The 12,575-nt window shown below is 37.5% G+C and carries 9 protein-coding genes; 1 reads left to right on the top strand and 8 read right to left on the bottom strand.

What is annotated here, in order from left to right; translation table 11 throughout:
• Nucleotides 1–148: 148 nt before the first annotated feature.
• The 6 genes from AC4PL9_RS09865 to AC4PL9_RS09840 form a co-directional block, all read right to left on the bottom strand.
• The gene (locus tag AC4PL9_RS09865; RefSeq protein ID WP_491604585.1) at nt 149–1,021 is read right to left on the bottom strand and encodes a nucleotidyl transferase AbiEii/AbiGii toxin family protein; all 873 of its coding nucleotides are present in this window, start codon (nt 1,019–1,021) and stop codon (nt 149–151) included.
• The gene (locus AC4PL9_RS09860; RefSeq protein ID WP_491604584.1) at nt 1,018–1,656 is read right to left on the bottom strand and encodes a type IV toxin-antitoxin system AbiEi family antitoxin domain-containing protein; all 639 of its coding nucleotides are present in this window, start codon (nt 1,654–1,656) and stop codon (nt 1,018–1,020) included. The genes AC4PL9_RS09865 and AC4PL9_RS09860 overlap by 4 nt, the downstream gene beginning before the upstream one ends.
• Before the next feature lie 228 nt (nt 1,657–1,884).
• On the bottom strand, nt 1,885–3,903 hold the full coding sequence (yidC, locus tag AC4PL9_RS09855; RefSeq protein ID WP_491604583.1) for a membrane protein insertase YidC: 2,019 nt from the start codon (nt 3,901–3,903) through the stop codon (nt 1,885–1,887).
• 341 nt (nt 3,904–4,244) lie between these two features.
• Nucleotides 4,245–5,855 (bottom strand): CTP synthase, encoded by a 1,611-nt coding sequence (gene pyrG, locus AC4PL9_RS09850; protein WP_491604582.1) that lies wholly within the window; start codon nt 5,853–5,855, stop codon nt 4,245–4,247.
• Nucleotides 5,856–5,971: 116 nt separating this feature from the next.
• The gene (locus AC4PL9_RS09845) at nt 5,972–7,243 is read right to left on the bottom strand and encodes a replication-associated recombination protein A (RefSeq protein ID WP_491604581.1); all 1,272 of its coding nucleotides are present in this window, start codon (nt 7,241–7,243) and stop codon (nt 5,972–5,974) included.
• Between the two features lie 107 nt (nt 7,244–7,350).
• A complete protein-coding gene (locus AC4PL9_RS09840; RefSeq protein ID WP_491604580.1) occupies nt 7,351–8,526 on the bottom strand; it encodes a thiolase family protein in 1,176 nt (391 codons plus the stop codon).
• A 162-nt stretch (nt 8,527–8,688) separates the two neighbouring features.
• Here AC4PL9_RS09840 and AC4PL9_RS09835 point away from each other — a divergent pair, with 162 nt between their 5' ends.
• On the top strand, nt 8,689–9,648 hold the full coding sequence (locus tag AC4PL9_RS09835) for a DUF3078 domain-containing protein (RefSeq protein ID WP_491604579.1): 960 nt from the start codon (nt 8,689–8,691) through the stop codon (nt 9,646–9,648).
• Between the two features lie 75 nt (nt 9,649–9,723).
• On the opposite strand, the gene AC4PL9_RS09830 is transcribed toward AC4PL9_RS09835, so the two are convergent.
• Together AC4PL9_RS09830 and AC4PL9_RS09825 are read right to left on the bottom strand one after the other, a co-directional pair.
• Nucleotides 9,724–10,662, bottom strand: a complete 939-nt coding sequence (locus tag AC4PL9_RS09830) for an aldo/keto reductase (protein WP_491604578.1) — start codon at nt 10,660–10,662, stop codon at nt 9,724–9,726.
• 13 nt (nt 10,663–10,675) lie between these two features.
• Nucleotides 10,676–12,574, bottom strand: coding sequence for a DUF3857 domain-containing protein (locus tag AC4PL9_RS09825; protein ID WP_491604577.1), 1,899 nt, complete (start codon nt 12,572–12,574; stop codon nt 10,676–10,678).
• Nucleotide 12,575: the final 1 nt, after the last annotated feature.

Genomic DNA, 12,575 nt, shown 5'->3' with positions numbered 1-12,575 from the left:
ATGAAGTATCCATGGGAATTAACTTAAATTGTAAAAAGAAACCGGTAACGTTTAAAACTTTATCCTGCCCGTCCTTTTAATAACAAACCTCACTTGCTTATTTTGGTTTGGTTTTAGAGCGGTTCGAGAGAACCGCTCTTTTTTTAGCTTATTTCGCTGAAGGGATTTCATTTGTAAACTTCAAATGATCAATAAGGTCGTAAAAGTAATTTGCGTTCCAAATAGTAAGAGATGTATCATCTTTTATAAAACGAACAACATCATCTTTTACTCTTTCTAGTGATACATCCTGAATTTTTGTTTTTAATAACTCTTTGATTTGCGATGCAGAAATAGTGGCTTCATGCCAATCTCCGGAATCTTTTGCACGTGATAGAAAATGATTTACATCTAAAGGTATACTTCTTTTGATATACCATTCCAGATCGTACCAATCCCTGCCTTTTACTCGGTTTTTCCATTTTCGGAACAGTAAAGCATGCATCTTTCCTGCGAACAAGCAAGGTTGAGTGAAACATTTTACATAGAAAGAAAACGGACGTAGTAAAAGTTTTTCTTCTGTTTCAAAGTTTTGGGGAGGGTTTCTATCTACTTCAATTTTTATTTTGATCGTTTTATTTGATCTGATTCCAGCTTGTTTTACAATGTCTTCCAGTATTAACTCTTTCCAGATTGTCTCTGATTTTAGGAAAGCAGATTCTACTGATGTAGTTGTTTTTTTATTCTTTTCCCGAATACTGACTTTCATGCCAAGTGCTTCAAATTCTGTGATAATGGCAAAAAAATAAGGCTCCAATGAAAAATAAGGCTCGGGTTTAAGTAAAGAAAAATCCATATCTTCAGAGAAACGATCCAACCCATAAAAGATTCGTAAAGCTGTGCCTCCGTAAAATGCAGCTTTGTTATAAAAATCTGTTCTGGATAGTCCGGCAAGAGCTATTTCCTGCATGATTTCACGTAATGCAGACAGAGTTTCTTCTTCGTTGGTTGGGGCATATTCAGCAAGCCATTCTTTTATCATAATCTTTCGAGTGTTTTAACCAGCATTTGTAAACTACTTTTTTTGGGAGCATCATCTATCCATGATCGTATAGTTGAAGTATTCAATTGTTGAAGTGTATCCTCATCTATTCTCATGTCTTCCAGTAGAAAGTCCATTGTTTGTCGGATACTTCTTAGTAAAACGCCTTGTGTAAGTATGATCTTGTCACAAAGAGCTTTTTCCTGTGAGGCAATCATAATCGTTTGTTGTGGAGTTAAACGGATACTTTTTATTCCGAAAGAATAGTAAGGAGGTGATAGATGTTGGTAAGTGAATCGTCCCACGGGAGTACTGTAGTCTTTAGATGTTTTTATAGTGGCAGAACTTGTTTCATATACTCTCTCTGGGATCATCTCCCAGTATGATAATGCTGATTCAACTGATACGTAGCTGGGACCTCTTAAGTGGTTTGCAATAAGGAAAAGATCCGGAGTGGGTAAATCTAGTTCAGAACCGGGGATGTAAAGACCTCTTCTTAATGAAAGAAGTTCTCCACTTTTAAGTAATTCACTTATTTTATCATTGGGACGGTTATACTCGCTGAGCATCTCCATTACCATTTGATGGTTAATAGGGGTTTCCTGGTATTTTTTTACTTTTCTTCTGAACGACATTGTTGTTGTTTGTTAATACAATAATCGGAATTTATCCGATTAACAGCAAATTTTTTTACATTTTTATGTCATTAAAAGTTATGATAATCGGAGTTTATCCGATTATATGTTTTATTTTTTGCATGAATGTGACCCGGTTTAGGCTTGTTGAAGAAGTTAAAAACAAATTACAACAAAAAGGCCAGAAGTAATTCTGGCCTTTTTGTTTCTGTATTTGTATCAGTGGTATTATTTTCTCTGATTCATTTTTTCTTGTTGTGCTTTTTGCATGGCCTCAAGTCTTTCCTGAAATTTGGATTTTTTCTTCTTTGTACCATCACCGTTATTAGCAAGTTTTGCTTCCATTTTTGCTTTCAATTTGTCTTCATCTACAAAGAATTGTTTGATAGCAAGCATGATTAAAATAGAAGTAAGGGTTGATATAAAATAATAGTAACTCAAACCAGAAGAGTAATTGTTAAAGAAGAAAATCATCATTACCGGGAAGATATACATAATCACCTTCATGTTAGGCATACCCGGTTGTTGAGGCTGCTGCATGTTACTACTATTAAAATGAGTATAAAACAAAGTAGTAACAGACATGAGTAAAGTAAATAATGAAATATGATTTCCATATATGTCAGAAAGGAAAGGAATATATTTATCCCAACTAACAATGGCATCATAAGATGACAGATCTTCTGCCCAAAGGAATCCTTTTTGTCTCAAGTCGAATGAACTTGGGAAAAAGCGGAAAACAGCAAATAGAATGGGCATCTGTAAAAGCATCGGAAGACAACCCGATAAAGGACTTGCCCCTGATTCTTTATAGAGCGTCATCATTTCCATTTGTTTTTTCATTGCATCTTCCTGCTTGGGGTATTTCTCAGTTAGTTTATCAATTTGAGGACGCAGGATTCTCATTTTTGCAGAAGAAACATACATTTTCCAGGTAACAGGCGCTAAAATAAGTTTAACAATGATCGTTAACAAAAGAATAGCAATTCCTGCACCGATACCAATATCAGTAAGCCAAACGAAAATAGGTTGAATCATATAAATATTAACCCATCTGAAAACACCCCATCCGAGGTTGATAATATCTTCCAGGTTATTGTTATATGAGCTCAATACGGTATAATCATTAGGACCAAAGTACCATTGCATCTTGATCGATCCATTTTCAGAACTACCAATACCAGCATTTACCAAAGCTGTATAGTTCTTGATATAGGTATCTTCTTTACTGGAAGTTTTATCGTAAGGAGTAATCCCTAGTTTTGCTCCCGAAGCGAATGGTTTTTCAGGAATTAGTATTGAAGAGAAGTAGGATTGTTTGAAAGCAATCCAATCAGAAGGTGTTTCTGTTTGTAAATGATCCTGACTAGACTCCGAAAGATAATCATACCCTTTTTCATTGTGAAAGAATACGGTAGAAACCATTCGTTCCTGAGAGGCGGCTTTCTCAGTACGTAATAAGTCGGTTCTCCAGTTCAATAATATTTGGTCGGGATCAATTTCTTCCCCAAAACCATGCATACTGATAGAAAAGTCTACATGGTAAGTGTCCTCGGCTAGTTCATAATTGAAGTCAATGTATTTTCCTGATTCAGGAGAAAGACGCATTGTAATTGCATTTTTCTCAGTTTTCAGTGCTTCGAAAGCTAATCCTTTGGTTCGAATTTGCTCTCCCTTATACGTAAAGATAAGTTCTGTAACACTATTTTCTTCATCGAATAACTGTAAATAGGCATTTTCATTATCTGAAGCAAAATCAGTATAGGTTTTATAATCTTTTAGGTAAACAGAGCTGATACGCCCTCCTTTTTCACTGACTTCAGCCTTTATCAGGTTGTTTTCAAGTACAAACTTCTCGCCTGGTGTATGCATATACAGACCCGAGAAAGTAGTTTTCTTCTGATTGGATGCTTTTTGGGGAGACTTTTTTTCTGCTTTTGTGCTTTTCACAGGTTCTTCTACAATGAATGTAGAATCGACAGAACGAACAGTGTCAACAATGATAACAGCTCCTTCTGAATTACGAAGAATAGCGTTCTTTTCATCACGCTTTGCTATCCACCCTTCAGGCAATTTTAAATCTTCAGATACATCTTCTGTGGACGTATTCTCAACTTTTTCTGTTTGTTTGCTCTTTTGACTTTCCTGTTGTTTCTTCAGGTCTTCTTCACTTGGGCTATTAACGATGGAGAATGTTACTAAAATTGCTCCGATCAACCCTAGCCCTATCAATGTATTTTTGTCCATTTTGAACTATCTTAATCTTTAGATGGGCAAAGATAGCACATAATTTTTCCTAATACAGATATTTTTAGCAGACAACCTGCTATTCATTCAATTATTTTCTTTTGTCAGGATGTTAAATGTTAAAAAGTGTAAAATTTTATGTATGCATAAAACAAAAGAGGAAGTCAGACGTTTTAATAACAGTAGTAGTTTAAAGCTTTCCAAAAAGCTTAATATTTCATAGTAGTTGTAGTAGTTGTTGAAAGGGTTCTCGTGAGAGAACCCTTTTGATTTTAACTATGTAAGTATAAATGAAAATCTGAAGAACTATACCAGCAGAAAATAAAGTGATACAATTTGTACTATTTTTTATTTTCCAGTGAAGCTTTTACGAATGCTTTGAAAAGAGGATGAGGATTATCAACGGTACTTTTGTACTCCGGGTGATACTGCGCTCCGACAAACCATGGGTGTTCTGGAATTTCAACAACTTCAACTAATCCTGTTTCAGGATTTTTTCCTGTTGCAATCATTCCTGCATTTTCAAATTGATCAAGGTAAGCATTGTTAAATTCATATCTGTGACGGTGACGTTCAGCAATCACCTCTGTTTGGTATGCCTGATGAATTTTACTTTCTGATTTCAAATGACATTTATAAGAACCAAGACGCATGGTTCCACCAAAGTCTTCGACATGTTTTTGTTCTTCCATCAGGTCAATAACAGGGTGAGGGGTATCACTCATTATTTCTACTGTATGTGCATCTTTGAGTCCGATTACGTTTCGTGCGAACTCGATAACAGCACATTGCATTCCCAGACAGATTCCTAGGAAAGGTATTTTATTTTCCCGGGCATACCGAACAGCATTTATTTTTCCTGAAATACCTCTGGAGCCAAATCCGGGTGCAACGAGAATTCCATCCAGATTACTCAATTGTTCGATAATATTTTCATCGGTTAATTTTTCAGAGTGAATCCAATTGATATTAACCTTGATTGAGTTAGTTACACCTCCGTGAATAAGGGCTTCATTAATTGATTTGTAAGAGTCTTTGAGTTCTACATATTTTCCAACAAGCCCAATAGTTACTTCATGAGTAGGGTTCTTCAAACGCTCAAGAAAGGAAATCCATGATTCCAGATTGGGTGTCTGTTTAGTTGGCATGTGAAGTTTTTCAAGAACAACCTTGTCGAGTTCTTCTTCCTGCATCAAAAGGGGAACATCATAAATAGAAGGTGCATCAATAGATTCGATAACAGCTTTTGTAGCAACATTACAGAATTTAGCAATCTTTTTGCGAAGTGTAAGATCAAGAGGATGCTCTGTTCTGCAAACCAGAATATCCGGTTGAACACCTAGCTCTAACAGAGCTTTAACACTATGCTGTGTTGGTTTTGTTTTTAATTCTCCGGCCGCTGCCAGGTAAGGGACAAGCGTTAGATGTACTACTAAACAATCGTCAGGGAATTCCCACATCATCTGACGAACTGCTTCTACATAAGGAAGTGATTCAATATCACCGATTGTTCCTCCGATCTCAGTAATAACAAAGTCATAAGTTCCCTGTTTTCCTAAAATCTGAATTCGTTCTTTGATTTCATCTGTTATATGAGGAATAACCTGAACGGTTTTTCCTAAATAATCTCCACGACGTTCTTTGTCTATAACAGATTGATAAATTCGTCCGGTAGTTACATTATTTGCCTGAGAAGTAGGCGTGTTTAGAAAACGTTCGTAATGTCCAAGATCAAGATCTGTTTCAGCTCCGTCATCCGTCACGTAACATTCCCCGTGCTCGTATGGGTTTAGAGTTCCCGGATCAATATTGATATATGGATCAAGCTTCTGAATCGTGGCAGTGTATCCACGTGCCTGAAGAAGTTTAGCTAATGAAGCGGAAACAATTCCCTTTCCTAGTGAAGAAGTAACACCCCCGGTTACAAAAACGTACTTTGTTGAGTTGGACATATCGTCTTTTTAAAAATGTAACTACGGGGCGCAAAGTTAGTGAATCGTCATTATGTTTCTATGAAAAAGAAAAATAAATTTTTCAGAACCTGTAATCGCTTGCCGTAATAGAAATACTAATACTTGCCTTTGAATTTAGTTGAGAGGTTCTTGGCTATTTCCTGCTCCCGTGAAGAACTACCGGGAGAGAAAAAATTTGTTCCGGAAAGTACATCCGGTAAATATTCCTGTTCGACAAAGTTTCCGGGGCCGTCATGGGCATATTGATATTCTTTTCCATAGCCTAACTCTTTCATGAGCTTTGTTGGAGCATTCCGAAGGTGGAGAGGAACCGGTAAATTACCCGTTTCTTTTACGGCTTGCTGGGCAGAGTTTATGGCCATATAAGCTGCATTTCCCTTAGGAGAATTAGCCAAATAAATGGCGCATTGAGAAAGTATAATTCTCGCCTCGGGCCATCCGATTACCGTAATGGATTGAAAAGTTGTGTTAGCAATTACTAACGCTGTCGGGTTGGCAAGACCAATATCTTCGGAAGCGGATATAAGCATTCGTCTTGCTATAAATTTAGGATCTTCTCCGCCCTCTATCATACGGGCAAGCCAGTACACAGCAGCATTAGGATCACTTCCCCTTATCGATTTAATAAATGCCGAAATAATGTCGTAGTGTTGTTCTCCGGCTTTGTCATAAATCACAGTGTTTTGTTGGGCGGAACTTAGTACAACATCATCGGTAATGGTTGCTTTTCTGTCACCAAAAGTTCCGATTACTAATTCAAAAATATTCAACAACTTGCGGGCATCCCCTCCTGAAAGCTGAAGCAGAGCAGTGGTCTCTCGTAATTCAATGTCTTTTTGTTTCAGAAGATCATCCCGTTCTATCGCCTTTTTTAAAAGACCTTCAAGATCTTCTTTTGTATGATGTTCCAGAACGTAGGTCTGACAACGTGATAGTAAGGCAGAAATTACTTCAAAAGAAGGGTTTTCTGTAGTTGCACCAATCAATGTAATGGTTCCTTTTTCTACGGCACCTAAAAGAGAGTCTTGTTGAGATTTAGAAAAGCGATGTATCTCATCAATAAAAAGTATAGCTCCTTTTCCACTTTGAAATAATGTGGATTGTTCTACTTTTTGAATAATTTCACGAACGTCTTTTACACCTGAACTGATTGCACTAAGTGTATAAAAGGGACGTTTTAGTTCGGAAGCAATTAATTGGGCTAAAGTTGTTTTTCCGACACCCGGAGGTCCCCACAAAATCATAGAAGGAATCATCCCCGAATCGAGTGCCTTGCGCAGGCTTGCTCCCGGTTGGAGTAAATGACGTTGACCGACATATTCATTCAGGGTTTTGGGACGTAATCGTTCTGCTAGTGGTGCGGACATTCCAGATCTTTTTTAGTGTACAAATATACGGAATAGGGAGGAGGATATAAATAAAAAACGAGACAACCTTGATCGGCTATCTCGTTTTCCTATTTCAAAAAAGAATCCTAGATATTCTCAATAATCATGGCTGAAGCACCTCCACCTCCGTTACAGATTCCGGCACCACCAACTTTACCATTGTTTTGTTTCAACACATTAATGAGTGTAACAATGATACGTGAACCGGAGTTTCCAAGAGGGTGTCCCAAAGCTACGGCTCCACCATTAACATCTACCTTAGCAGCATCTAAGCCTAATTCGCGAATGTTTGCCAGACCAACAACTGCAAATGCTTGATTCAGTTCCCAGAAATCAACATCATTCACAGAAAGATTAGCTTTAGCCAATGCTTTTGGAATAGCCTGAGAAGGAGCTGTAGTAAACCATTCCGGAGCGTGCGCCGCATCCGCGTATGCAACAATTTTTGCAATTGGTTTCAATCCATGTTTCTCAACAGCTTCTTTAGAAGCCAAAATAAGAGCAGAAGCTCCATCATTTAACGTCGATGCGTTAGCTGCTGTAACAGAACCTTCTTTGTCGAATACCGGACGAAGTGAAGGAATTTTATCCATCTTAACGTTTTTGTATTCTTCGTCTTCTTTCACTATAATCGGATCTCCCTTTCGCTGAGGAACTTCTACCGGAACGATTTCGTTATCAAATTTTCCTGCTTCCCAGGCAGCAGCAGATCTTGTATAGGACTCCACTGTAAATGCATCCTGATCTTCTCTGGTGATATTACGTTCTTTCGCACAAAGTTCAGCGCAGTTCCCCATATGAACATGGTTGTAAACATCAGTAAGTCCATCTTTAACCATTCCATCGATCATTTTTACATCTCCGAGTTTAGTAGCCACTCGAGCATTGTAATAATGAGGAACCATACTCATGTTTTCCATTCCTCCGGCAACAACAATATCATTGTCTCCGGCAATAATGCTTTGAGCAGCCATGGAGATAGCTTTCATCCCTGAAGCACACACTTTATTGACGGTAGTACAGGGTACATTCTGGTTAAGCCCGGCAAAAATAGCTGCCTGACGAGCAGGTGCTTGTCCCAGGTTGGCCTGAAGAACATTTCCCATGTATACTTCCTGAATAAGATCTTTATCAATCCCTGCTTTATCAATAGCACCTTTTATGGCAGTTGCTCCCAATTGAGGAGCAGGAACTGTTGACAAGCTACCACCAAAACTTCCTATAGGAGTTCTGACAGCAGAAACAATATAAACTTCTTTCATTTTGATTATTTTTCCACGTTTTTCAGCACGAATTTAACTATTTCATTTTTAAAAATCAGTGAACATAAAGTATTTTTATGAATCTACATCTACGTAAAAAGTGGACAGATAATTTTATTCTTGTAATTTTGTGGCATATAATTGTTTAATTAAAGTATAGTAATGAAGTTTTTTAAAGCTATTTCTTTTGCTGTGCTATTTACAGTTACTTTTTCTGTAAAAGCACAGGATTCAATCCAGGCACCGGTGAAGTACTGGAAGATAAGTAATGTGTTTGGACTGAATGCAACTCAGTCTGCATTTGTAAACTGGGCATCAGGGGGACGCAATAACGTTTCAGCCCTGGCATTTATTAACTCAGACTTTAATTTTACAAAAAATAGTCATAAATGGAGTAATGAAGTGCGCCTGGCTCTTGGAGGGGTTCAGTATTTTGATGAATCTAAAATGCAAAAAACAGATGATCAGATTCTTGTCAGTACGAAGTACGGATACAAAATCAAGGAGAAGTGGTATTTTTCTGCGTTAGCTGATTTCCGTACTCAATTCATGGATGGATTTATTTATCCGAATGATTCAGTTCCTAATTCTAGGTTCTTGGCTCCTGGATATTCATTAGCTGCCTTGGGGGTGGATTATACACCAAATGATAACCTAACTGTTTTAATGGCACCGGCAACAGGTAAGTTTACTTTTGTTAATGATGAGAGATTAGCGAATGAAGGGGCGTTTGGTGTAAAACCAGCAACGTTGGATGCTCTGGGAAATGTGGTAACACCGGGGCAACGTTTTCGTGCTGAACTGGGAGCGTATATAAAAGTACGTTATAAGAAGGAAATAATGAAAAATATTTTGATGCAAACTCGACTTGAGTTGTTTTCGAATTATCTGGATAAGCCTCAGAATATTGATGTGAATGCGGAGGTGATGTTTAATTTTAAAATCAATAGCTGGTTTTCAGCTTCCCTTCAGTTGAACCTGATTTATGATGATGATATGCGTGTAGAGGTACAGGATGCTGCCGGAAATACTTATATGGCGCCACGTACTCAATTTAAACAAGTTTTGGGGATCGGAATTCAGTACCGATTGGCCAACTTTGAAGAGGAAAAGAAAAAATAAAAGGAGATAAATACAAATAAAGAAGGGCAGGATTTTAATCCTGCCCTTCTTTATTGATAACATAATAAATGTGAGCTACCCCCAAAGAGATTCCAGTGTATAGCTATTCCCTTCTTTTATCCAGAAAGAGCCGTCTATAAAGCGGTACTTTCTATCCAATTTATTCAGTTTGTGCATCTCCTCACCGGTTAGTACAATTTCAGAAGCTTTTAGGTTTTCCTTCATTCGTGATGGTGTCACAGTTTTGGGAATAACAATAGTTCCTCGATTGATTGCCCAGGCTATAAGAATTTGCGCAGGGGTACAGTCGTGAGCAGAAGCGACCTGCATTATAGTGTCATCAGAAAACAGATCAGGAGCATCTTCAACATTTCGGTCTCTGGAGCCTAATGGAGAGTATGCGGTAAATAGAATCTCATGTCTTTGGCAAAAATCAAATAAGTCATTTTGGTTAAAGTAAGGGTGAGACTCGACCTGATTCATTTCCGGTTTTTTTCTGGAATTGTTGATCAGCAACTGTAATTTATTGGAACTGAAATTAGAAACTCCTATGTGTTTTGCTAATCCCGTCTCCTGTGTTTTAATCATACCTTCCCATGTCTCGATGAGTGGAACTTCACTTAATGGAAGAAACCCTGAAGCATCTTTTGGATGTATAACTTCTTTTTTGTGTGCAACCGGCCAGTGAATTAGATAAAGATCAAGATAATCAAGTTGTAAATCTTCCAGCGTTTTTCGTAGTGCTGGTTCAACATCATCAAAGTGATGCATATTGTTCCAAAGTTTTGACGTCACAAATAGGTCGCTACGTTGAACGATTCCGGCCTTAAAAAGTTCGTCAAATGCTTCGCCGATTTCTTTTTCATTTCCGTAGATAGCAGCACAATCTATGTGACGGATTCCTGCCTTTATCGCTTCAATAACAGCTTGTTTTACTTCTCCTGGTGCAGATTTCCAGGTTCCCAACCCTAAAACGGGAATAGAGTCACCGTTTGCAAAATTTAGTGTTTTCATGTCAAAAAAGTAGTTAAATTTTTTGATACATAAAAGATTGTTCGGCAAGTTTCTTTATCTGGCTCTCAATTTCTGTAATCATATGTAGTTGGTTACTGAGGAATATGGACCCGAACATACCATATTGCAGAGTAACTACAATGGTTTTTGGATCTGCCTGAGCGATAGAATAGACGAAAAATCCTGCATCATTTTTTAGCTCTTTTTTCAGGTTTTCACTTGATTCGACTAATTGGATTTCTTCATCAAAAGTGATGTAAATATTATCCTTAACTCGGTATCCAAAAGGTAGAAAGATATCATTATTTCTCTCATCAGGTGATATTTCAAAGCTAAATCCGGTAAGTGCTTTACCAATATTAAACTGGCTAATACGCTCCCCTACTTTTTCTTTTAATCCGGAGGCAGTTCCTTTCCACGAAAAACTGCATTTACTTTCTTGCTCTGTAATATCAAATTGAAAAGAGCTGTCTTGTAGTTCTGCTTCTGTCAGCATTTCATCCAGATCAAACGGGTAGGTTCCGCCAGATAGGGGCTTACGAAATTCCTGTGCAAAAACTCCCGACCAGTTATCCTGACGACGGAAAGAAATATTGTCGCCCTGAATGGTTATCATCTTTCGTGAGTTCCAGTTGTTTTTTCTGAAATCATTTAAAGGGATATCCATGAATTTAATATCTGTGGCATCTTTTTTCTTGTAGGAATGATAAAATAGAACAGCATTGTTAAATTCAAACTCGTACGGAATTTCATTTACTTTAAAGCTACGGTCTTTACCCGGTAGGAAAAAGTAATAGGGAGTTTCTTCTTCCATTAGGATAAAAAAAGGAGTCTCAAGATGATTAAGGATAAAATAATTTTCAGCAATAGGTCCGTCAAATTTACTTCTTGTGTATCCTAAAATATAATCTGATTTTAATAATTTTAAATATCTGGCCCAATAGTCGTATAGAAGAGGGTAAGCAACCACTTTGTCGCTAAACCAGTCATTAGGATTTCTGTCATTCAGGTTAGAAGATAAAGATTTCCAGGTGAAGGCTGTGTCGATAAAATCATTGAATCGAATCATGTTATTCAGGGGCGTGTCCTCCTTTTTCAAGATGCCATTTGCTAAAAGCATTTTCATATTAGCCAGGTTAAACTCATCGAAAGCTACAGATTCGGAAAATCTGAAATAGAAAAAATCGTACGTTAAGGAAGATCCTTTATCCCATAAATAGCAATTAAGATGTTCCATTTTTCGGGAAAGAGAACTGTAGTCGTCAGATCCTAATCCGGGGAGATCCGTTTTGGTCCAACGATAAACTTTCATCAAATCACGTTCTGAGACATCGCATGGAGTATCTCCGTTTTCCAGAAATGCATTTACCTGAAAACGACTGGCATTGCGTATTTCTATTGTAGAGGTTAATGTGGGATATTTTTGAGCAAAGTATACTTCCTGAGAGATCTCAATTCTATTGAAAGAAAAACTATAATAAAAATCAACTACGTCTCCTGCTTCCAAATTAGGGACTACAATTTTATACCCATTCACATTATAGTATCCATTTCCTTCCTGATGACGGGTTGTAATGATGTCGTTTTCTTGTAAATTGATTACTCGACCGTCGGGTTTTATCGTGCGAATTTCAATTCTGTCAAGCTTTTCGTTATTTACTTCGTTGATGAAGATTTTGCTGTACTCTTCAGCCCCCTCTTTGTTTTGCACAATAGCCCGACGAAATAAGAGTCTTCGAAAGTCGGCTCCGGTCAGATAATCAAGTGTTGTTCTGTTTTCCAGAATAATGACAGGTTCATCAATCAGGTGAGAAGGAATAGCTTGTTTTTGATAGTCGGGAAAGACATTGTTGTTTTGAGCCTGAAAGGATGAATAAATTACGAGTGTAATGATAAATAATAACTTTTTCATA

The organism is Wandonia sp. (genome assembly GCF_984588085.1).
This window is presented reverse-complemented; position numbering and strand designations above follow the sequence as displayed.

What these genes read in the sequence shown, in the direction of transcription:
- AC4PL9_RS09860 (WP_491604584.1), bottom strand. Translation starts at nt 1,656, where the DNA reads ATGTCGTTCAGAAGAAAAGTAAAAAAATACCAGGAAACCCCTATTAAC.
- AC4PL9_RS09830 (WP_491604578.1), bottom strand. Translation starts at nt 10,662, where the DNA reads ATGAAAACACTAAATTTTGCAAACGGTGACTCTATTCCCGTTTTAGGG.
- AC4PL9_RS09835 (WP_491604579.1), top strand. Translation starts at nt 8,689, where the DNA reads ATGAAGTTTTTTAAAGCTATTTCTTTTGCTGTGCTATTTACAGTTACT.
- AC4PL9_RS09825 (WP_491604577.1), bottom strand. Translation starts at nt 12,574, where the DNA reads ATGAAAAAGTTATTATTTATCATTACACTCGTAATTTATTCATCCTTT.
- yidC (WP_491604583.1), bottom strand. Translation starts at nt 3,903, where the DNA reads ATGGACAAAAATACATTGATAGGGCTAGGGTTGATCGGAGCAATTTTA.
- AC4PL9_RS09845 (WP_491604581.1), bottom strand. Translation starts at nt 7,243, where the DNA reads ATGTCCGCACCACTAGCAGAACGATTACGTCCCAAAACCCTGAATGAA.
- pyrG (WP_491604582.1), bottom strand. Translation starts at nt 5,855, where the DNA reads ATGTCCAACTCAACAAAGTACGTTTTTGTAACCGGGGGTGTTACTTCT.
- AC4PL9_RS09865 (WP_491604585.1), bottom strand. Translation starts at nt 1,021, where the DNA reads ATGATAAAAGAATGGCTTGCTGAATATGCCCCAACCAACGAAGAAGAA.
- AC4PL9_RS09840 (WP_491604580.1), bottom strand. Translation starts at nt 8,526, where the DNA reads ATGAAAGAAGTTTATATTGTTTCTGCTGTCAGAACTCCTATAGGAAGT.